Origin of the sequence: Kribbella capetownensis (assembly GCF_004331485.1) — a bacterium.
GTDB classification, from domain to species: Bacteria; Actinomycetota; Actinomycetes; order Propionibacteriales; family Kribbellaceae; genus Kribbella; species Kribbella capetownensis.
Window position 1 is genome coordinate 37445 of the sequence record NZ_SJKD01000005.1, and the last position, 19100, is coordinate 56544.

Genomic DNA, 19100 nt, shown 5'->3' on the forward strand with positions numbered 1-19100 from the left:
GTCACGCGCCCAGCATGCTCTGGCCGCAGACGCGAACCACGTTGCCTGTCACGCCCGCCGAGGCGGGATCGGCGAACCACGCGATCGTTTCGGCCACGTCGATCGGCTGCCCACCTTGCTGCAGCGAGTTGATCCGGCGGCCGACCTCGCGGATCGTGAACGGGACCTTCGCGGTCATCTCGGTCTCGATGAAGCCCGGCGCCACCGCGTTGATCCGGATGTTCCGGTCGGTCAGCTTCGGTGCGAACGCCTGGACCAGACCGATGACGCCGGCTTTGGACGTCGCGTAGTTCGTCTGGCCGTTGTTGCCCGCGATCCCGGCGATGCTGGCGACCCCGATGATCGAGCCGCCGTCCCTGATGGCTCCGGACTCGAGCAGATGCTCCGTGATCCGCTCCGGCGCCCGCAGGTTCACATCGAGTACGGCGTCCCACGCGTCGGTCCGCATGTTCGCGAGCCGCTTGTCGCGCGTGATGCCGGCGTTGTGGACGACGATGTCGAGACCGCCGTACTGCTCCTGCGCATGGGCCGCGATCCGCTGCGCCGCGTCGACCGCGGTCACGTCGAGAAGGAGTTCACTGCCGCCGATCCTGGACATCACCTTGCGCAGCGCGTCCGCGTTCTGCGGTACGTCGACGCCGATCACTGTCGCGCCGTCGCGGGCCAGCGTGCCGGCGATCGACGCGCCGATTCCACGCGCGGCGCCAGTAACGAGTGCGATCTTTCCGGCCAGCGGCTGACTGGGGTCGTTGCTCACCAGCGGTCCGGTCCCGATCCGCGCGACCTGACCGTCGACGTACGCCGACTTGGGGGAGAGGAAGAAGCGGAGCGTCGAGTCCAGCTGCTCGTGCGCGTCCGGAGCGACGTACACGAGGTTGACGGTGGCGCCGCGCTTCACCTCCTTGCCGAGGCTTCGGGTGAAGCCCTCGAGGGCACGCTGGGCGATCTGCTGCTCGGTCGAGTGCGCGAGCTCCGGCGTACGTCCGATCACGATCACCCGGCCGGCGGGCGCGAGCTGACGGATGACGGGGGAGAAGAACCGTTGCAGGCTGGTCAGCTCGGCCGTCGAGGTCGCGCCGGTGGCATCGAAGACGAGCGCCTTCGGCCGGATCTCGCTCGACGCCACGCCTTCGGTCGCCGTACTGAACGAGGCCCCGATGTCCCGCAGCAGCGCCTGGATCGCCTTGCCGCCGTCGGTCTCGGAGATCGCGCCGAACACGACCGGTCCGTCGATCACCGGCGAACCCTCGATCCAGCGCGGCAGCGGCGTCGGGTCGGGCAGACCCAGGTTCTTCACCAGCGTCTGGCCGAGCGGCGTGCGGGTGAAGGTCTGGTAGCGATCCGTCATTCTCTCTGCTCCTACTTCTCGAGGATGGCGACGACGCCTTGGCCACCGGCGGCGCAGATCGAGATCAGGCCCCGCCCACCGCCGTTCTCGTTCAGTTGCTTGGCCAGCGCGGCGACGATCCGCCCGCCGGTCGCCGCGAACGGGTGGCCCGCGGCCAGCGAGCTGCCGTTCACGTTCAGCTTGGCCCGGTCGATCTCGCCGAGTGGCGCGTCCAGGCCGAGCCGCTCCTTGCAGAAGATCGGGTCCTCCCACGCCTTCAAGGTGGCCAGCACCTGCGATGCGAACGCCTCATGGATCTCGTAGTAGTCGAAGTCCTGCAGGGTCAGGCCGGCGCGAGCGAGCATCCGCGGCACGGCGTACGCGGGGGCCATCAGCAAGCCCTCGGCGCCCTTCACGTAGTCGACCGCGGCGGTCTGCGAGTGCGTGAGGTACGCGAGCGGCCGGAGACCGTGCTCGGTGGCCCACTCGTCGGTGGAGAGCAGCACTGTCGACGCGCCATCGGTCAGCGGCGTCGAGTTGCCGGCCGTCATCGTGGCGGTCTCGCCCTTGCCGTAGACGGTCTTGAGCTTACCCAGCTTCTCCAGCGAGGTGTCCGCGCGGAGGTTCTGGTCCTTCTCGAGACCGAGGTATGGGGTGATCAGGTCCTGCTGGAAGCCACGGTCGTACGCCTTCGCCAGGTTCATGTGGGAGCGGTACGCGAGCTCGTCCTGGTCCTCGCGGGTGATGCCCCACTCGAGCGCGGTCAGGGCGGCGTGCTCACCCATCGACTTGCCGGTCCGGGGCTCGGCGTTCCGCGGGATCTCGGGTACGACGTCCTTCGGGCGGACCCGGGCTAGGACCTTGAGCCGGTCCTGGAAGCTCTTGGCCCGGTTCAGGTCGAGCAGGATGCCGCGCAGCCGGTCGTTGACCGAGATCGGTGCATCGGACGCGGTGTCGACACCACCCGCGATGCCGACGTCGATCTGACCGAGAGCGATCTTGTTGCCGACCAGGATGGCCGCCTCGAGCCCGGTGCCACAGGCCTGCTGGATGTCGTACGCCGAGGTGGTCGGGGCGAGCTTGGACCCGAGAACCACCTCGCGGACCATGTTCCAGTCGCGGGCGTGCTTCAGCACCGCGCCGGCGACCACCTCACCGACCTCCTGGCCGCCGAGGCCGGCCCGGTCGACCAGGCCGTTCAATGCGGCGGTGAGCATGTCGGAGTTGGATGCGTGCCGGTAGGTCTTGTCCTGGCGGGCGAACGGGATCCTGTTGCCGGCGACAACGGCCACTCTGCGGGTCTCGGTCACGATTTCTCTCCTGCTCTGGTGGAGCGCGGGGTTGTCTTCTTGCCGTTCAGGGCCTTGCGGCCCACGGCGGTTGCGAGCGTGGCGGTGATCGCGGTCGACCGGACGGTGCCGACATCGGCATGATGCACGACCGGATGCCCGGGCCGGCCGCTCGACACGATCAACCCGACCCTTGCCATGTGCAACGAACCGAGTGTCTGCGTGTACAGATGGTTGGCGAGGTAGTCGCTGTCGACGTCGTCGAACACCCCGGTCCGCTGGCCGGCCTCGAGGATCGCCGCGATCCGCTCCAGCGCCGCGGCCATCGCCGTACCGAGTTTCGTCATCACCGGCTCGGTGATCTCGCCGAACAGTTCGTCACCGGTGCGCCGCAGCAGGCTCATCGCGCAGTCGGCGAAGGCCGGGAACTCCAGGCAGAAGTCGACGAACACCTCGCTGAGCGCCTTCAATCGGTTGAGCGGCGCCTTGCGCGCGTTGTCGACCTTCTCGAGCCGGTCGTCGAGCTCGCCCAGGTAGTCGACCAGGGTGAGTGCGAACAACTCCTCCTTGCCGGCGAAGTGCCGGTAGATCAGCGCCTTGTTGATCCCGACCCGCTTGGCGATATCGTCGATCTGGGCGTCGATCGTGCCCCGCTCGTCGAACAGTTCGCGGGTGGCCCGGATGATGTCCCGCTCCCGGTCGCGCCGACGCTCCGCCGTGGTCCGGCGGCGTCCGATCGCGAGTAGCGCGGAGCTCATGGAACGATCTTAGTCACAGGGGTGCCCCCCGGTGCAAACGACGGTTACACTCGTCGGTAACATCTGGCTTGTCTGCTTCGTTGCCGCCGGAGGATGTTGATGACCGACCCGAAGTCCGCGCCCGCCCTGTCCGCCGACGTGATGACGCTTGCCGGAGAGCTCGGCGCCGAGCGATCCAAGCCCGGTTGGAGCACCTTCTCGCTCGCCATCAACGACGATCAGCGCGAGATCCGGGACTGGACCCACGCCTTCGCCGCCGACGTGATCCGCCCCGCGGCGTCCGAGTGGGACGAGCGCGAGGAGACGCCGTGGCCGATCATCCAGGAGGCCGCCAAGATCGGTCTGTACGGCCTCGACATGAACGTCAACCTCTTCGTCGACCCGACCGGTCTGCTGATGCCGCTCGTCCACGAGGAACTGTTCTGGGGCGACGCCGGCATCGCGATGTCACTCAAGGGCACCGGTCTGGCATCGTCCGCGATCTTCTCCAACGGCACCCCCGAGCAGTGGAGCCAGTGGATGGGGCGGTGCTACGGGACTGCTGACGACGTACGCGTAGCCGCCTTCTGCTCGTCGGAGCCTGGTGCGGGTTCTGACGTGTCCGCGATCCGTACGCGGGCGACGTACGACTCGGTGACCAACGAATGGGTCATCAACGGCCAGAAGGCGTGGGCCACGAACGGCGGTATCGCGGACATCCACGTCGTGGTCGCCACCGTCGACCCGTCGCTCGGGACGAAGGGACAGGCGGCGTTCGTCGTACCCAAGTCCGAGGTGCGCGGGCTCGAGATGGGGACCAAGCTGCGCAAGCACGGCCTGCGCGCGTCACACACCGCCGACGTCTTCTTCGACAACGTGCGCATCCCGGCCGAGAACGTGCTTGGCGGCAAGGAGAAACTCGACGCCCGCCTGGCCCGCGCCCGCGAGGCCGCCGGACAACGCGCTCGCGTGCCCGCCGCCGGACAGCAGGTGCGGAACGCGTCGATGGCCACCTTCGAGATGACCCGCCACCTGGTCGGTGCTCAGGCGATCGGGATCGCGCGAGCGGCGTACGAGGTAGCCCTCGAGTACGCCAAGACCCGCGAACAGTTCGGCCGCCCGATCATCGACAACCAGGGCATCGCCTTCAAACTCGCCGACATGGCCCTGGAAATCGACGCCGCCCGGTTGCTGGTCTGGCGCGCCGCCAACATGTCCTCTGCCCTGATGCGCGGCGAAACCCCCGACTACCAACACGGCGAAGGCTCCATGGCGAAGCTGAAGGCCGGCGAGGTAGCCGTCAAGGTCACCGAAGAAGCCATCCAAATCCTCGGCGGCAACGGCTACACCCGCGAATACCCCGTAGAACGAATGCACCGAGACGCCAAGATCTACACCATCTTCGAGGGCACCTCCGAAATCCAGCGCCTCGTCATCGCCCGAGCCATCTCCGGGATGCGGATCAGGTAAAGCAGCCCACGCGCGCTACGCAGGCGCTCCGTCGCTCCGCTCCTCCCACGCGCGCTCCGCCCGCTCCCAACCCACCCCCGGCTCATCGCCGTCCTTCCCTTGCCGACTACCGTCGGCCACCTGCGCGCTGCCGCGCGCCATTGCCCCCTGCGACGGCTCCCCGTCCGCGTCGCCCGTGTCGTCACCCACTGCCAAGGCCCGCCACCGCCTCCGATCAGCGCGACGGGACAGCTTTACGCCGCCAGGGAGTGTCGCTGACCAGAGTTCGCGGACATACGTTTGGTTCGGTCCGTCGGGGTCATGAACGACGTACGACCATGATTGGCCGGCTCTTCCGCAGGTGTACCCGGATGTCACGCCAGATGTGCAGGCGGTTTGCCCGGACCACGGTGTAGCGACGCTGGGCTCGACCGGACCGGTACCGTTGGAGGTCCCTCTCGTGGGCGAGAGGCTTCGTTCGCTTGAGGGAGGTGGCCGGCGGGCCGCGTGGCGAGACTGGTTGGCGTGAAGATCTCGACTCAGCAGGCGGCAGGGTACGTCACAGTCGCCGCCATGATGCCGTACCTCTCGATCAAGACGGCCTGGCTGCTCGGCAGTGACATTGGCGTCGTCCAAACGGGCTTGATGCGCACTGCGCCCTTCGTCGTGGGCAACCTGATCACCGCCGTGATGGAGGTCACCGGGGCAGCGCTGGCGTTGGCACTTGTTCATCGGTGGGGGCGGCGGCTGCCGGTCTGGCTGGTCCTGTTCCCATTGTGGGTCGCCGGTGGACTTCTGGCGCCGGTGATGCTCGCAGCGCCACTTGGTTTTCTCGCGGGGAACACCGTCGCGCCCGCGGCTGACGGCCCGATCGACGGTCTTCAGGGATGGGTGTATGGCGTCGTCTACGCGGGTTTCATCCTGCAGGGAACCGGACTGGGGGTTGCGTTCACCTTGCATATCCGTGCCCGGTGGGCTCACCTCTTGCGCGCCCGCCTCGGATTCCCGGCCTCCCGCAGCGCGAATCAGGTCCGGCTGATCGTCGCCTTCAGCGTGCTGGTCGCGTTGGTTGTCGCGGCTCGCCTGTTCTGGGCGTTCGGCGGATCGACCGGGTTGACCAGCGAGGTGCGAGCCGGCCGGAGCGTTGCCCAACGTGCGCTGGACGTTTCGACGGCGAGTCTGGCGCTGGCGGGTCTGCTTGGGCTGCTGATCCTCGTCTCGCACCGGCCTCGAGCCATCCGGGCCTGGGGCCCGCTGGTGGCTGCTGGGCTCGGCGCCGGCGCGATGTTCTGCTCGGGCGGCTACCAGCTCATCCTCCTGATCGCGCCCAGCTCACCGTTCGACGCGACCGGCGGTCGATGGTTCGGCCTGCTCATTTGCGCCCAGGTGGTGGCCGGCCTGCTGGGCGCGATCGTTCTCTGCGGAGTTCGCATCTCGCCGTTGGACGGACCTGTGCCGCAATCCCGGTCAGGCAGCGCGGTGCGCCCGAAGCGGAGCAAGGTGATCGAGTGATCCGTGAGGCTGGAGGTGTAGATCCGGAGCGGGTGGAAACCCGGGTTCACGTGGCCACGACCCCCGCGGGGAACCGGCTGCTAGGTCACGCGCTTGCGCCAATCAGCGCGCGAGACCTGCCTCTGGGGATGTACTCAAGCAATTTCTCGTTGGGGGCCTGGCTGCCCCGCGGGCAGGGATACCGAGATGCCGGCCCGGATGGACCGTGACGTCGGTCCGGGCGCCTCCGCGAACTCGAATCCTGCGGGAGCATCGAGATCTGGGACTCCAGCGAACATCGATCGCTCACACGTCGAGCTCTAGCCGTGTGGTCAGGGTGCGTGTCCCCAATCGGACACACTGGCTAACCCCTGCGCATGGCAGGGGCGATTGGCACCTTCGCCATATGCGCTCCACGGTCGTAGCCGTCCGCCGTCAGTTTGGGCAGCGGTTCGGTAGCTGCCAGCCCAGCCTCATCCGTTTCTCAGCAACCTCGGTCAAACCTTCCGAATCCTGATCAGTCGTTCACCAGTGAGCGGCTCAGGCAACGCGTCACGCGTCTGGCACTTCCTCGGCAGGATGCGGGAACGGCCAGCGCCGGCCGATTGCGACGTGCAGGATGATCGAGGTCGACAACGCGTTGAGGGACGCATGCGTAACCCATTCGTCCGCGCTGGCTCCGTTGAGGTGCAGGGCATCGGCGCTCGCCCGCAGCACGACGGTCAGCAGTGCGGCGAGTACGACGGTGGCGAGCAAGAGTGTGGCGCGTTCAACGCGTGGAGCCGGATCGCTGAGCCAGCCCTCGAACAGCATGCCGTACGACAGACCGGCGGCAATGAAGCAGCCACCGAGCGCAGAGATCTGCGCGGGAGCGAGCCCGACCAGTTCGTGCATGACGAGGTAGGTGACGATCCCGCCTCCTATCACCACCACGTGGGCGATGGTCAGCGGTCTTCCATGCCACCGGGGACGCGCGCGGTGATCTTTGGATCCTCCGGAAGATGTATGCTGCTTCTGTTTTCGAATCAGTGGAGTGTTGATCGTGGAGGGAGGCCGGGGATGGCCGAAGCGCGGACACCGAGACCTGGAAAGTCGGTTCGCGGATCAACCACCGGCCGACCGGTGATGGCCGCCCTGCACCCGCCGCTGCGACCAGATGTCGTCGAGCGTGCTTACCAGCAGATTGAACGAACTGGCCGGAGCGCGGATCGTGGTCGGCGACGCCGACGGCTACCGTCTGACCGGCTGGGGTGAGACCTGGTGGCGGCCCTGGACCCGCTACAGGCATGGAGCAAGCGGTGGGACGGACCGATCCGCTACCGAGTAGCTCGAACGAAGGAGTGCAGGATGACGGTGGCTGTTGGTGTCGCAGGTGTGACGGGATGGACTGGACGGGCGGTGGCGGAGGCAGTGCTGGCGGCTGACGACCTGACCCTGGTATCTGGTGTGAGCCGATCCGCGGCAGGTAAGGACCTCGGGCAAGTGTGGGCCGGCGACGCGAACGGCGTACCGGTGGTGGCCACGGTCGAGGAGGCCCTCGAAGGTGTCGACGTACTGGTCGACTACACCTCTCATGCCGCCGTTCTCGGTCACACGCTGACGGCGATCGGTCGGGGAGTGTCCGTGGTGGTCGGTAGCTCCGGGCTGACCGCGGCGGACTTCGGCGAGATCGATGCGGCGGCACGTGGCAAAGAGCTGGGGGTGATTGCGGCCGGCAACTTCTCCCTCAGTGCTTCGATCGCGCAGGTGGCCGCGACACTCGCGGCGCGGCACATGAAGAGCTGGGAGATTGTCGACTACGCGTCGGCCGGCAAGCCCGACGCCCCCAGCGGAACGGCTCGTGAGCTTGCGGAGCTGCTCGGCCAGGTCAGGCAACCAGAGATCGAGATCCCTGTCGTGGACACGGCGGGTCAGTCGGAGACACGGGGTGGAACCGTGGCGGGCGTCCAGGTTCATGCGATCCGGCTGCCCGGATTCGTGCTGTCGACCGAGGTCGTGTTCGGCCTTCCGGACGAACGCCTCAGTATTCGCCACGACGCCGGAAGCAGTGCCGCGCCGTACGTCGCAGGCACGTTGCTGGCCATACGCGCCGTCCAGCAGCGCGTTGGGCTGACACGCGGGCTGAGTGAGCTTCTGCTCGCATAGTCCATCGGTCAGCGATGTTCGGAGCCGAAGACGTGGGGGCAGGTCAGAAAGGACAGCTGATGCCAGTGCACAAGACGGGCCGATTCGTTTCCGACGAAGGCCGCGCGGTGTTCGACGCCGCCTACGACGAGGGCCTGCGGGCTCTGCCGGAGCCGGTTGATGTCCGTGACCTTGCGACGACGTTCGGTCAGGTCCGTACTTACCGATTCGGCAAGTCCCCCGGCACGCCGCTCTTGCTGTTGCATGGACGTGGCGGCACGACCGTCATGCTGCAGCCGAACATCGCCGAGCTTGCCGAGCGTCGTACCGTCTATGCGCTGGACATGCTCGGTGAGGCGGGCCGAAACAATCAGACGGCACCGTTGCGGAACGCCGAGGACCAGGCGACGTGGCTCTCTGAGGTGCTCGCGGGACTCGGACCTGAGCGCTTCCACCTGGCCGGCATCTCGGTGGGCGGGTGGTCGGGCTGCAACCTGGCCGTCCGCGATCCTGAGCGGCTGGCATCACTGGCGCTGTTCGATCCGGTGCAGACGTTCGGCCGGATCCGGTTCGCGGTGGTCCTCCGCACCATCCCGACTCTGATCCCGTTCACGGCGAAGCGCGCCGTGCCGAGCTTCCTGAAGTACGTGGACGGTCAGGGCGGTGAGTTGCCTCAGAGTGACCCGGTAGCGAAGGTGATCGACGCGTCCTTGCGGTACTACCGTCCCGGAGTGCCACCGCCGTCGTTCTTTACTGACGAGCAGTTGCGCGGCCTCTCGTTACCGACATTGGCGGTGATCGCGGGTCGAACTGTCATGCACGACCCGAACCGGGCCGTCGGTCGTGCCCGCCGACTCGTCCCGAATATCGAGGCCGAGCTCTGGCCGGAGGCGACACACGCCATCTCCGGTCAGTGCGCGAGGAAGGTGAATTCGCGGCTATTGACGTTCATGGACACAGTCGACGCAATGACCGGCCGCTGACCTTGACGACGACCGATCGGAACTGCCCGCGAGCCTCGATAGTCCCTCTTTGGTACCGATGTAGTGATGTACCAAGGAGGGATCGACTGCGGCGGCCGCGGCCGTTGCGCGGATCGTGGTCCCCGCGTACCCGCGCTCGGCGAACAGTCTCCGCGCGGCTGTGAGGATCTCGTCCCTCGTCCCCGGCCGGCCCGGACGCCTACCAGGGCCGCGCCCTGTGCTGGGGTCTGGCATCGCATGCCTCAGATTTCACCGGGTGTTGAGATCGGCAGCGTAGGTACAGAGGAGGGCGTTAGTCAACACGCGATGAATTCCCTCGGCAAGCCAGCCCGATCTACGAGGATCGATCTGCAGAGGAAGGCTCGGCACCGGTTGGTGATGACGTCAAACAGCGGTGTCACCGCCGTCGGTGGCGAGGATGGAGGCGGTGATGTAGCTGGCGGCCGGCGAGGCAAGAAAGGCGTACGGGGCGGCGATTACGTCGAGGGGGCACGGCGGCCTAGCGGGTTGTTGTTGATGCATTGAGGCCGCCCCCCGTGCACAGAGGCCCGGGATGCGCTTGCAGGTCTGCCAGCTCATCGGGTCTGCGCTGCTGCTGCCGCTTCGAGTTCTGCTACGACCCGGTTGGCCGGTTCGAGCTGCTTGGCGATCCGGTGTGTGGTCTCGCGGTAAGTCGGGTCTTGCAGGACCTCGGTGATCGCCGTCCGCAGCTCCGTCGCACTGCTGCCGGGCTCGACGCTGCTGCCGAGGCCGTGCGCGGTGACTCGAGCCGCAACCGCCGGCTGATCGCGTCCCATCGGGACGCAGACCATCGGTACGCCCGCGGCGGACGCGGCCATGACGGTGCCATGTCCGGCATGGGTGATCATGAAGGCTGCGTCTGGCAGCACTTCGGCGTGCGGCACGTATCTCTCGAGCACGGAGTTGTCCGGCACGCACAGCCGCTCCGGATCCACGGCCTGTCCCAGCGTTGCCACCGCCCGCACCGGCAGCACCGCTAGAGCATCGAGGAGGCGTTGCAGCAGATCGAGCTGTCCCTGGTCCGTCGTACTCAGGCTGACAAGCACCAATGGCTGGTTGCCTTCGGGCAGCCGATAGCCGCTCGTGGTGCCGCGCGAGCGGAACTGCGGACCGACGTACCGAACATGACGCGGCGGCTGAACCTCCGGCAGTTCGAACGCCCGGGCGGTCAGCACCAGCAACCGATCAATGTCGAGCATCTGCTCGGTCACCGACTCGACAGGTGGAAGCCCAATTGATTCCCGGGCGCGATTGAGACCGTCCACTGCCGCACCCCTGTCACCGACCAGCGCGACTCCCGAAGGGGAGCCCCCGGCGATGTACACCGTCGGCCTGATCGCGACAGATGGCACATCGGACTTCTTGGCAGCCATCAACGCACCGAAGGCGAGGCAATCCGCCACCAGCAGGTCCACGCCGTCACAGAGGTGCGGCTCCAACTGCCGCCCCCAGGCGACGCTGGCCTCGATCATCCGAGGGATCATCCGTTCGCACACCCGCGCATCGGGCCGCCCGGGCCACTCGAGCACGGCCAGGTCGAACCCGGCGGCTTCGGCGTACTCGCGGACTTCGGGCGGCCCGAACAGCCTCACCTGATGTCCTCGCTCGCGGAGCTTGGACGCGACAATCAGCTCGACCGGCGCGGTGCCTCCACCGTCGCGGAGCACTTGCACCACCGACAACAACCGGCCGGCGGCCTGAGTTCGTCCTGTCTCAGACGACACTTCGGGGGCTTCGTTGAACATAGCAATCATCCTGCGACTTGATGTCGACCTTAAGTCAAACGCCACAATCCAGAGCTCTTCATGCCGCTGGACACAGGAACGAGGCTGCGACTTAATGTCAACATGAAGTCAGGCGAGGCGGAATTGACCATCGGTGAAGTCGCGGATCGGTTCGGCCTGGGGACCCACGTGCTGCGGCACTGGGAAACGATGGGTTTGCTGACGCCGCGACGCGTCAGCGGCCGCCGGCGATACGGCGAAGATGACCTGTACCGGGTGGCGGCCTTCCTGCACGGCAAGCACGCCGGCCTGAGCCTGGAGCAGATCTATCAGATGTTCACCGTCACCAATCCGAGCGGCCGCACGGGCATCCTCCGTGACCAACGCGATGTGGTGCGCCGTCGCATCGCCGCCGCGCAGCAACAGCTCGACCTGATCGAATGCGTGCTGCGCTGCAGACACTCCGACTTCACCCAGTGCCCCACCTACCGAGCTCTTCTGGGCCTGCGCATCGCAGTCGGAGACCCAAGCCCGGAGCACGCCGCCGCTCACGGCTGACTCGATGCGTTGCCGTCGGGCGGGTTCGTTCTCTCAACTTTCAACAGTGGCGACGAAGCACGCGGTGCTCGAAGGCGATCGGGCCGGGCCAGCCCCGGCCCGTTCCTGCCACCGGCGGGTTCAGAGTCCGATGATGAGCAGCGCGCCGGCGGCGACGAGTCCGATCTCGACGATCGTGACGAAGACTCGGTCGGTGATGCGGCCGAGCAGGTTCTTGCCGGTCCAGGCGCCGAGCAAGGTGGCGGGCGTGAGCGCGAGCCCGTAGAGGACGACCTGGCGGGTGAGGACGTCTCCGGCGCCGTAGGTGGCGAGTTTGGCGAGGTGCATGACCAGAGCGCTGGCGGCTTCGGTGCCGATGTAGGCGGCGCGGGTGAGGCCGTAGGCGAGGAAGAATGGCGCGGTCAGCGGCCCGACAGACCCGAGCAACGCCGAGCCGAGCCCGGAGGCGGCGCCGACTGCGGCGAACGCGGGATCTGCTGGTCTGGCGGGGGAGGGCCTCACCCTCCGCCAGATCACGACGGCGATCAGGAACACGCCGAGTAGTCGTTTTAGCGGGGCCAGCGGCGCGGTCGCGAGGAGCAGGCCGCCGGCGATGGCGCTGGGGATGGCGCCGAGAGCGAACCAGCCGAACAGTGGCCAGTGCAGCTCGCGGCGGTTCAGGCAGACGCGGGAGCCGTTGCTGGACAGCTGGGTCAGGGTGAGCATCGCGACCGCGGCGCGCAGCCCGAACAGCACGGTGAACACGGGCAGGAGCAGGACGCCACCCCCGAATCCGGCGACTGCCGACAGCAGCGCCAGCGTGAACGCCGCGGCGGACGCGGCCAGCAGCACCAGCAGGTCGCCAGACATGTTGCCTAGCCTGCCAGGCGGACTTCAGCGAGCGATGTGCTGGCCGGCTACTGACACTGTGGCCGTAGGCAACTTGTGACCCGGTCTCCGGGGTCCGGCAGATCACCGAGTTGTCGCATCACCTCTACCCGGCCCGAACATCCACCTGAGCCAGAGGGTCGTCGAGCTCGACCTGGTGTCCAACAACACGTTCATGCGGGCGCCGGGAGAGGCGGTCGGCAGCTTCGGCGCCCCCGCGGCGGTCGCCAACGCCGTGCGCCACGCCACCGGCAGGCGTGTCCGCGATCTACCCATCACCCTGGACAAGCTCCTGTGAGCATTGAGATGCAGCGCGCTGCCTCGATCCTCGACCGCGACGTCCTCGAGCGGACCCATGCGTAGTGCGATCTCATCCGGGAGTGTCACCGCCGGCTCGGCTGAGGCATCGTCATCGCAGGGTCAAGGAGGTGCCGGAGGCGATGCGGGTGAGTTTCTCCGGATTGCGTACGTAGTAGAGGCCGGTGATCCGGGCCTCGTCGACACGGAAAGCGATGACGCCGTCGAGCTGGCCGTCGACGTGGACGACGAGGGCCGGATTCCCGTTGATCAGTGTGGGTTCGCTACCGAACCCGGCCCGCTTGCCGAGGCCGCCGAGGATGAAACGGCTGACCTTCTCGGCGCCGGTGATCGGCCGTGGCGGCGACTGCCTCAGGCCGCCGCCGTCACTCAGCAGGACGACGTCCGTGGACAGCACGTCGAGGAGTCCCTGCAGGTCGCTGGTTTCGATCGCCCGCTGGAACGACTCCCGGGCCGCCTGGGCCTTCCCGAGCGACGTCATCTTGGCTGGACGGCGGGCATCGACGTGCCGGCGGGCGCGGTGCGCGATCTGACGTACGGCGGCAGGAGTCTTGTCGAGCGCGGCGGCGATCTCCTCGTAGCTGACGTCGAAGGCCTCGCGGAGGACGAAGACGGCACGCTCGGTCGGTGCCAGTGTCTCGAGGACCAGCATCATCGCCATCGACAGGCTGTCGGCGAGCTCGACGTCCTCGGCCACGTCCGGGGTGGTGAGCAGGGGCTCGGGCAGCCACGGACCGACGTACGCCTCCTTGCGGCGCTTCATTGTCCGGAGCCGGTTGAGCGCCTGGCGGGTCGTGATCCGGACCAGGTAGGCGCGACGGTCCTGGACCTGGTCCAGGTCCACCTTGATCCAGCGCAGCCAGGTCTCCTGCAGCACGTCTTCGACGTCGGCGGCCGATCCGAGCATCTCGTAGGCGACGGTGAAGAGAAGGTTGCGATGGGCAACGAATTCCTCGGTCGCCGGGTCAATCCCGTGGTTGCTCATCCCTCAACCCTCCGGTGGACCGCGACACTCCCACGCTGCGCCTGCAGGAGCTGTCGGCGCCGGGAGTCCTTGACCCTCACCCCGAGCCGGCCGCCGAGGTAGAAGTTTATCGCTGTGTCGTCACGGCGAGCGAACTGGAAGATGCCGGCCCGCGGACCCAGGCTGATGCACAGCCCGACGAACCCGACGTCGACCGGGGCCGCGGTGGTCTTCTTGGCCACGATGATTCCCTTCGTGTGTCGGCCCTGAAGACGCCAGGCGGTCGGGGACTGTGACGCACTGTGAACCAGATCACCTGCCCTGGTGTGCGCGCTCCGAAAGGTCCTGCCATTCCGACCAGGTCTTGAGGCGGTCGGCGTACACCTGCTGGACCAGCGGGTAGAAGCCGGTTCCGAACAGGATCCGCAGCGGTGGGTTGTCCGCGTCGACGATCTCGAGCAGCGCCTGCGCCGCGGCGGCGGGGTCGCCGGCAGGCTGCTTACCCACGACTGCCGCGATCTGCTCGCGGAGTCCGTCGTACGCCGGCAGAGGCGCGGACATGTGCCCGTTGTCGAGCGGATCCGGGTTCTTGCCGTCCCGGGTGGCGTACCCGGCAGGCTCGATCAGCGTCACCTTGACCCCGAACTGCGCCACCTCCTGCGCCAGCGAGTCGTTCAGGGCCTCCAGCGCCCACTTGGCGATGTGGTAGCCGCTGCCCAGCGGCATCGCGACGAGGCCCGCGGCCGAGGACAGCTGCACGATGTGCCCGCTGCCCTGCTCACGCAGATGCGGCAGCGCGGCCTGGATCACCCACAGCGCGCCGAACAGATTGGTCTCCAGCTGGTCGCGCAGCTGCTCCTCGGCCAGTTCCTCGACCGCACCGACGAGCGCGTACCCGGCGTTGTTCACCACCACGTCCAGCCGCCCGAAGTGCTCCTTCGCCTGGTCGACCCGCGCGAAGACCGCCGCCTTGTCGGCAACATCCAGCTGGAGGGGGAGTACGGCGTCGCCGTAGGCCGCGACGAGGTCGTCGAGACTGGCGGTGTTGCGCGCCGTCGCGGCGACCTTGTCGCCATGGGCCAACGCGGCCTCGACGAAGCTGCGCCCCAACCCGCGCGACGAACCGGTGACGAACCAAACCCTGTTCATGACACTTCCGTCCTTTCCTGTGCTGATGGTTTCGGCCACGAGACACCGACCTCCCCATCCCGCGTGACGGAGTGTGGGACAGCTCACTGCGGGAACCGTCGGTTCAGCCTGCGGAACCCGTTCCCGCGACGGCGCCGAGCTCGACCAGTTGGGCGATGCCGTTGCCGACCGACCAGTTGTCGAGGGCGTTCTCGACCAGGGTGATCACCACGTCCTCGGGGCGTACGCCGGCCTCGGCCAGCAGCTCGGCGATCCGGCGGTAGAGGTCGAGCTTGAGCTCCCGCGGGCGGCCCTGGACCAGGGTGATCTGGACGTAGACGACGTCCTGCCGATCGACGCCGAGGTAGTTGGGATCGAAGATCAGCTCGTCCGGATCGTGCGGTGTGACGATCTGGAAGCGGTCGCCGTCCGGGATGCCGATGACCTCGACCAGGGCCTGGTGGACCCCGTCGGCGACGGCACGGCGGACGGCGGGCGGTCGATGGGCGGACAGGTCGATGCGGACCAGGGGCATGACACGACTCACTTTCGCAACGGCGACGTAGACTGTTCGATCATCATCAATCAGGTAGGTGTTCGACGTCAATCGAACATTTCGACGGAGGGTCGATCGTGTCCGTTCGCACTCGCAACCTGACCCACACCCCGCCGGCCGAGGTGTCCCTGCAGGACGCCCTCGACGCGCTCGGCGACCCGGTCCGGCGGACGATCCTGCGCGATCTGGCCGGCAGTCCCGACTGGACCCGGGCGTGCGGCACCTTCGATCTGCCGGTGACGAAGGGCACCCGCAGCCACCACTTCGCCGTACTGCGAGCCGCCGGCCTGATCGAGCAGCGCGACGAGGGTTCCCGCCGGCTCAACCGCCTCCGCCGCCCCGAGTTCGACGAACACTTTCCCGGTCTGCTCGACCTGGTCCTCGCCGAGCCCGCGGCCGGCTGATCAACCGGAAATCAGTCAGCGTCGAGACCGGGTATTCATGGACGGACAGGGCGTCGGACCGAGTTGGCTGAGGGCATCGAGCGCGGTACGCATCATGTCTTGCGCCTTGGTGTCTCCGTAGATCTTGGCTGCGAAGGCGAGGTACTTAATGTTGATCCAGACGGTCGCGAGCAGGTAACTGGTGTTCCAGTCTGGGTCGGTGTCGAGGTTTCGGCCGGTGAGGTGGCGCCAGGTGTCGACGTAGGTCTGATACCCGCTGCTGGCCGGTCCGCCGAGGTTGGCGATGTCGAGGGCGGGTGTGCCGACGAGTGCCCCGCCCCAGTCGATGATGTGGCCTGTTTGGTTTTCGTCAACGAGGACGTTGTTGTGATGGACGTCGCCGTGGAGCAGGGTCCGCGGCAGTTGGTCGAGGAGGCTGGTGATGCGGGGATCGTGTTGGAGTGCTGCGACGTGCGGGATCAGTTCGTTCGGCACCGAGCGATCGATCGCGGCGAGTCGCTGCATCGAGACGTCGCACTTGGCCCGCCACCAGGCTGCATCGACCACCGGTATCGACTGGGGTGGTGATTCGTCGAGGTAGTGAACGTGTACCCGCGCCAGCGTCTGGATCGCGTTCGCGGGGAGGCTGGCCTCGTTGGCTGCCGGCTCCGCGTCGTAGAACGCGGTCATCAGGTACGGGCCCAGCTCGTCGGTGCCGGTCTCGATGATCTCCGGCACGGCATCAGCGCCAGCCACTGTCGCCGCTGCCTGCGTCGCTGAGATCTCCAGCTGCGAGGTGTGCTTCACCAGAACCGTTCTCTCGATCCGTCGCCCGTACTGGTTCATCGCAACCCGCAGGCTGAACTTCGGCGCGCCGCTGAACCCGCCGGTCACTGGCTCACGGGAGATGATCTCGATCCCCGATCCCTGACCATCTGACGCCGTTGCCATAGTCATCGACCCTAACCGAGCGCTGGTGCACCCCGGCCCATCCGGTCGTGCCGTCGGCACGATGCGGGCCGAGGTTTAGGGCGGGCGGCTGGGTATGGGGGCTGTAGGCAACTACCCCTCGATGGAGGGAGCACAGGCATGTCGGGAACGACATCGCGCCGCCACAGTGGCGAAGCCTCGGGCGATCCGAGGACGCAGTTCGGTCCAAGGCGAAGTCGGAGGGCATCAACCTGGCGCCACCGAATAGACCGCCGTACGACGACATGAGCTGAGCACTGGCCGCATTTCTGGTGCTGTGGCCGGAGTCTGACGGTGCGGGAAACGACGCCGCGAACGTTCCGGACGATCACCGGTCCTGCCCGCACCGCGACCCGCGGCTCAAGATCCGACAGGTAAGTCATCGTGTGGCCGCCATTCCGCGGGCCTTGCCGGCGGCCGTTGACTGGGCTTTGAGCTAGCGCCTTACGCACCGCTTAGACGTCTGCCATCGGTCCGTGGAGTTCTCCCTCGCCCGACCCGACGAGGCGAGCGATCTCCTGGAGCGTTTCCAGCGGGTTGAGGGTCGAGTTGTCGACGGGTGCGGACCAAGGAGGACGCTTGGCTCGCAGAAGGTGAAGGTCGTTGATGAGGTGGGCTGGTGACCGGTCTAGGTCGCCGGCCGTTCGCCGGAGTACTGCCGCTTCGGAGGGATCCAAGGAAACGTGGAACACCCGGCCGAGTCGCAAGAGGTCTGGGATCACCGGGTTCAGGTCGATGGCGTCGTGGATCGAGTTGCCTGCGATGAGGACGTTCTCGTAGTCCGCCCCGAAGAACGACTCCACGAGCGACACACATTGGCGTAGTACGAGTGCGGTGCGAGCGTCGTCGTACGGAAGGTCCCAGAGAGGGTCGACCATGAGGAACAGGTGGTCGGTGTCGATCGCGGCGGTCCGGCCCCAGAGGGCGAGCTTCTCTTCGTGGCTCAATCGGAGAATGGTCGTCTTGCCGGAGCCAGCCGGCCCGGAGAGGAAGACGGTTCTTGGCGTCCGCATCAGTCGGTCGTGCCAAGGCGATTGCTCATGCGTGTCAGAGTAGTTCCCGCCGCGGTCGGCGGCTGGGCTTTCGTGCTTGGTGATCTCGCAGCCCAATGACTCAGTCTGGTAAGGAATTGGCCGGGTAGTTGGGTGGACCCTCGTCCGGCGCCGTGCGCGATGACGACTCGTCGCCGTACCCGGGATAGCCGGAGCCTTCGTCTGGCCAGTCCGGATCGACCTGGACCCGATCGGCCGGCCACGTTGGTACGTCGACTTGGTACTCCGGGTGGTTGATCTCCGGGCAAATGGGGTCCTCGCCGCAGACCGGGTGGTACGCCCAGTGGCAGTCCGGACTGATGGTCGCCGGGGCGGAGCCGGGGCCGGGTTCGTACTGCGCCGACGCGTGGGACGCTCCGAGTGCGGTCGCGCTCACGGCGAGCGCTGCGACTGAGATCGCTGTGCGTGTGTGGTTCATGACCAGCCTCCTGGCGCAAGAGTTCCGGTTCGGATCCCGGATTCCCCTCGACGCTCGGTTTGGCGGTCGGCGGGCTGGAATACGCGTTGTCGCGTATGGCACCCGGCGCGGTGGCGGCGTAGCGTCGCCAGTGGGAGGGCGTCATGGCCGACGGCATCCACATTTCTGGGAGCTTGACCGATCCGACGATGCTGCCAGCTACCCCGATCGCACCGGCGACATCACACACGTGATGCTGAGCGATTTTGTCTCCGACCGTCAGCTGCGAGCTAGTCCGCTGTACATGGAGAACTGCACAGCGGCGATGTTCCGGGCTCTGTCCGTCAACCTTCCCGACGACCCCGGACACGCATCGCGGCTAATACTGTGGCGCGGCCCGGGCCGGGACTTCGACGAGCGGGACCGGCTGGTGCTCACGCTGCTGCGGCCGCACCTGATCGCGGCGTACCGAAGCGCCGAGCGGCGCCGCCGAGCACCGGCGCCACTGACCCCGCGCCAGCTCGAGCTGCTCCAATACGTTGCCCAGGGCTACACCAACACCCAGATCGCCCGGCGAATGCAGCTGTCCGAGGGAACCGTACGCACGCATCTCAACCACATCTACGAACGCCTCGGAGTCACCAGCCGCACCGTCGCCGTAACGACATGAGCACCGCCGGCCTGGAATAGCCGGTTGGCGCGCTACCAGCCTGTTGTTGCTTGCGATGACGCTGATGGAGGCCTTCGGGATCACGATCGAGTT

General features: G+C 67.2%; 22 protein-coding genes. 8 read left to right on the forward strand and 14 right to left on the reverse strand.

All coding sequences use genetic code 11. The annotated features are described in order from the left end of the window. Nucleotide 1: 1 nt before the first annotated feature. Genes E0H75_RS21795 through E0H75_RS21805 form a run of 3 tightly spaced genes read right to left on the reverse strand, consistent with a single transcriptional unit; the run spans nt 2 to nt 3374 of the window. Complete coding sequence (locus E0H75_RS21795) at nt 2-1348, reverse strand: 3-oxoacyl-ACP reductase (RefSeq protein WP_131515493.1); 1347 nt, start codon at nt 1346-1348, stop codon at nt 2-4. Nucleotides 1349-1359: 11 nt separating this feature from the next. Beyond that, on the reverse strand, nt 1360-2637 hold the full coding sequence (locus E0H75_RS21800) for an acetyl-CoA C-acetyltransferase (RefSeq protein ID WP_131515494.1): 1278 nt from the start codon (nt 2635-2637) through the stop codon (nt 1360-1362). Continuing rightward, complete coding sequence (locus E0H75_RS21805) at nt 2634-3374, reverse strand: TetR/AcrR family transcriptional regulator (RefSeq protein WP_131515495.1); 741 nt, start codon at nt 3372-3374, stop codon at nt 2634-2636. The genes E0H75_RS21800 and E0H75_RS21805 overlap by 4 nt, the downstream gene beginning before the upstream one ends. Nucleotides 3375-3473: 99 nt before the next feature. Between E0H75_RS21805 and E0H75_RS21810 the strand changes: the two genes are divergently transcribed. Then, nucleotides 3474-4823, forward strand: coding sequence for an acyl-CoA dehydrogenase family protein (locus E0H75_RS21810; RefSeq protein ID WP_238163193.1), 1350 nt, complete (start codon nt 3474-3476; stop codon nt 4821-4823). A gap of 504 nt (nt 4824-5327) precedes the next feature. Then, on the forward strand, nt 5328-6314 hold the full coding sequence (locus E0H75_RS21815; RefSeq protein ID WP_131515496.1) for a hypothetical protein: 987 nt from the start codon (nt 5328-5330) through the stop codon (nt 6312-6314). Nucleotides 6315-6845: 531 nt separating this feature from the next. Here E0H75_RS21815 and E0H75_RS21820 read toward each other — a convergent pair. Next, nucleotides 6846-7226, reverse strand: coding sequence for a hypothetical protein (locus tag E0H75_RS21820; RefSeq protein ID WP_131515497.1), 381 nt, complete (start codon nt 7224-7226; stop codon nt 6846-6848). Nucleotides 7227-7640: 414 nt separating this feature from the next. On the opposite strand from E0H75_RS21820, the gene dapB reads away from it, so the two are divergent. Next, the gene (gene dapB, locus E0H75_RS21825; protein ID WP_131515498.1) at nt 7641-8438 is read left to right on the forward strand and encodes a 4-hydroxy-tetrahydrodipicolinate reductase; all 798 of its coding nucleotides are present in this window, start codon (nt 7641-7643) and stop codon (nt 8436-8438) included. Between the two features lie 59 nt (nt 8439-8497). Next, nucleotides 8498-9400, forward strand: coding sequence for an alpha/beta fold hydrolase (locus E0H75_RS21830; RefSeq protein ID WP_131515499.1), 903 nt, complete (start codon nt 8498-8500; stop codon nt 9398-9400). Here the strand turns inward: E0H75_RS21830 and E0H75_RS21835 are convergent. Continuing rightward, nucleotides 9356-9634 carry a TetR family transcriptional regulator gene (locus E0H75_RS21835; protein WP_131515500.1) on the reverse strand — a complete coding sequence of 93 codons (279 nt, stop codon included), beginning with the start codon at nt 9632-9634 and terminating at the stop codon, nt 9356-9358. The two genes, E0H75_RS21830 and E0H75_RS21835, sit on opposite strands and share 45 nt — an antisense overlap. A 341-nt stretch (nt 9635-9975) precedes the next feature. Beyond that, on the reverse strand, nt 9976-11166 hold the full coding sequence (locus E0H75_RS21840; RefSeq protein WP_165553937.1) for a glycosyltransferase: 1191 nt from the start codon (nt 11164-11166) through the stop codon (nt 9976-9978). 102 nt (nt 11167-11268) lie between these two features. Between E0H75_RS21840 and E0H75_RS21845 the strand changes: the two genes are divergently transcribed. Beyond that, nucleotides 11269-11703, forward strand: coding sequence for a helix-turn-helix domain-containing protein (locus tag E0H75_RS21845; RefSeq protein ID WP_131515502.1), 435 nt, complete (start codon nt 11269-11271; stop codon nt 11701-11703). A 120-nt stretch (nt 11704-11823) separates the two neighbouring features. Here the strand turns inward: E0H75_RS21845 and E0H75_RS21850 are convergent, their stop codons facing one another. Beyond that, the gene (locus E0H75_RS21850; protein ID WP_131515503.1) at nt 11824-12552 is read right to left on the reverse strand and encodes a sulfite exporter TauE/SafE family protein; all 729 of its coding nucleotides are present in this window, start codon (nt 12550-12552) and stop codon (nt 11824-11826) included. A gap of 175 nt (nt 12553-12727) precedes the next feature. On the opposite strand from E0H75_RS21850, the gene E0H75_RS43155 reads away from it, so the two are divergent. Next, complete coding sequence (locus tag E0H75_RS43155; protein WP_165553931.1) at nt 12728-12868, forward strand: hypothetical protein; 141 nt, start codon at nt 12728-12730, stop codon at nt 12866-12868. Nucleotides 12869-12979: 111 nt separating this feature from the next. On the opposite strand, the gene E0H75_RS21855 is transcribed toward E0H75_RS43155, so the two are convergent. The 4 genes from E0H75_RS21855 to E0H75_RS21870 form a co-directional block, all read right to left on the reverse strand. Then, nucleotides 12980-13873, reverse strand: coding sequence for an RNA polymerase sigma-70 factor (locus tag E0H75_RS21855; RefSeq protein WP_131515504.1), 894 nt, complete (start codon nt 13871-13873; stop codon nt 12980-12982). Beyond that, complete coding sequence (locus tag E0H75_RS21860; RefSeq protein ID WP_131515505.1) at nt 13870-14094, reverse strand: hypothetical protein; 225 nt, start codon at nt 14092-14094, stop codon at nt 13870-13872. Before E0H75_RS21860 ends, E0H75_RS21855 begins: the two co-directional genes overlap by 4 nt. A 70-nt stretch (nt 14095-14164) precedes the next feature. Beyond that, complete coding sequence (locus E0H75_RS21865) at nt 14165-15001, reverse strand: SDR family NAD(P)-dependent oxidoreductase (protein ID WP_131515506.1); 837 nt, start codon at nt 14999-15001, stop codon at nt 14165-14167. A 103-nt stretch (nt 15002-15104) separates the two neighbouring features. Beyond that, a complete protein-coding gene (locus E0H75_RS21870) occupies nt 15105-15515 on the reverse strand; it encodes a tautomerase family protein (RefSeq protein ID WP_131515507.1) in 411 nt (136 codons plus the stop codon). Nucleotides 15516-15613: 98 nt separating this feature from the next. Between E0H75_RS21870 and E0H75_RS21875 the strand changes: the two genes are divergently transcribed. Beyond that, the gene (locus E0H75_RS21875; RefSeq protein ID WP_238163194.1) at nt 15614-15940 is read left to right on the forward strand and encodes an ArsR/SmtB family transcription factor; all 327 of its coding nucleotides are present in this window, start codon (nt 15614-15616) and stop codon (nt 15938-15940) included. A 15-nt stretch (nt 15941-15955) separates the two neighbouring features. On the opposite strand, the gene E0H75_RS21880 is transcribed toward E0H75_RS21875, so the two are convergent. From E0H75_RS21880 to E0H75_RS43160, 3 genes are all read right to left on the reverse strand, one after another. Continuing rightward, nucleotides 15956-16870, reverse strand: coding sequence for an aminoglycoside phosphotransferase family protein (locus E0H75_RS21880; RefSeq protein WP_165553939.1), 915 nt, complete (start codon nt 16868-16870; stop codon nt 15956-15958). Nucleotides 16871-17343: 473 nt separating this feature from the next. Then, nucleotides 17344-17901 (reverse strand): nucleoside/nucleotide kinase family protein, encoded by a 558-nt coding sequence (locus E0H75_RS21885; RefSeq protein ID WP_131515510.1) that lies wholly within the window; start codon nt 17899-17901, stop codon nt 17344-17346. Nucleotides 17902-18001: 100 nt separating this feature from the next. After that, entirely contained in the window at nt 18002-18358 is a 357-nt protein-coding gene (locus E0H75_RS43160) for a hypothetical protein (RefSeq protein ID WP_165553941.1), read from the reverse strand. 232 nt (nt 18359-18590) lie between these two features. Here E0H75_RS43160 and E0H75_RS44660 point away from each other — a divergent pair, with 232 nt between their 5' ends. Then, nucleotides 18591-19007, forward strand: a complete 417-nt coding sequence (locus tag E0H75_RS44660) for a helix-turn-helix transcriptional regulator (protein ID WP_165553943.1) — start codon at nt 18591-18593, stop codon at nt 19005-19007. Nucleotides 19008-19100 lie beyond the last annotated feature (93 nt).

What these genes read in the sequence shown, in the direction of transcription:
- E0H75_RS21830 (WP_131515499.1), top strand. Translation starts at nt 8,498, where the DNA reads ATGCCAGTGCACAAGACGGGCCGATTCGTTTCCGACGAAGGCCGCGCG.
- E0H75_RS21865 (WP_131515506.1), bottom strand. Translation starts at nt 15,001, where the DNA reads ATGAACAGGGTTTGGTTCGTCACCGGTTCGTCGCGCGGGTTGGGGCGC.
- E0H75_RS21850 (WP_131515503.1), bottom strand. Translation starts at nt 12,552, where the DNA reads ATGTCTGGCGACCTGCTGGTGCTGCTGGCCGCGTCCGCCGCGGCGTTC.
- E0H75_RS21835 (WP_131515500.1), bottom strand. Translation starts at nt 9,634, where the DNA reads ATGCCAGACCCCAGCACAGGGCGCGGCCCTGGTAGGCGTCCGGGCCGG.
- E0H75_RS21885 (WP_131515510.1), bottom strand. Translation starts at nt 17,901, where the DNA reads ATGCGGACGCCAAGAACCGTCTTCCTCTCCGGGCCGGCTGGCTCCGGC.
- E0H75_RS21880 (WP_165553939.1), bottom strand. Translation starts at nt 16,870, where the DNA reads ATGGCAACGGCGTCAGATGGTCAGGGATCGGGGATCGAGATCATCTCC.
- E0H75_RS21855 (WP_131515504.1), bottom strand. Translation starts at nt 13,873, where the DNA reads ATGAGCAACCACGGGATTGACCCGGCGACCGAGGAATTCGTTGCCCAT.
- E0H75_RS44660 (WP_165553943.1), top strand. Translation starts at nt 18,591, where the DNA reads ATGCTGAGCGATTTTGTCTCCGACCGTCAGCTGCGAGCTAGTCCGCTG.
- E0H75_RS21795 (WP_131515493.1), bottom strand. Translation starts at nt 1,348, where the DNA reads ATGACGGATCGCTACCAGACCTTCACCCGCACGCCGCTCGGCCAGACG.
- E0H75_RS21805 (WP_131515495.1), bottom strand. Translation starts at nt 3,374, where the DNA reads ATGAGCTCCGCGCTACTCGCGATCGGACGCCGCCGGACCACGGCGGAG.
- E0H75_RS21840 (WP_165553937.1), bottom strand. Translation starts at nt 11,166, where the DNA reads ATGTTCAACGAAGCCCCCGAAGTGTCGTCTGAGACAGGACGAACTCAG.
- E0H75_RS21810 (WP_238163193.1), top strand. Translation starts at nt 3,474, where the DNA reads ATGACCGACCCGAAGTCCGCGCCCGCCCTGTCCGCCGACGTGATGACG.
- E0H75_RS21845 (WP_131515502.1), top strand. Translation starts at nt 11,269, where the DNA reads ATGAAGTCAGGCGAGGCGGAATTGACCATCGGTGAAGTCGCGGATCGG.
- dapB (WP_131515498.1), top strand. Translation starts at nt 7,641, where the DNA reads ATGACGGTGGCTGTTGGTGTCGCAGGTGTGACGGGATGGACTGGACGG.
- E0H75_RS43160 (WP_165553941.1), bottom strand. Translation starts at nt 18,358, where the DNA reads ATGAACCACACACGCACAGCGATCTCAGTCGCAGCGCTCGCCGTGAGC.
- E0H75_RS21870 (WP_131515507.1), bottom strand. Translation starts at nt 15,515, where the DNA reads ATGCCCCTGGTCCGCATCGACCTGTCCGCCCATCGACCGCCCGCCGTC.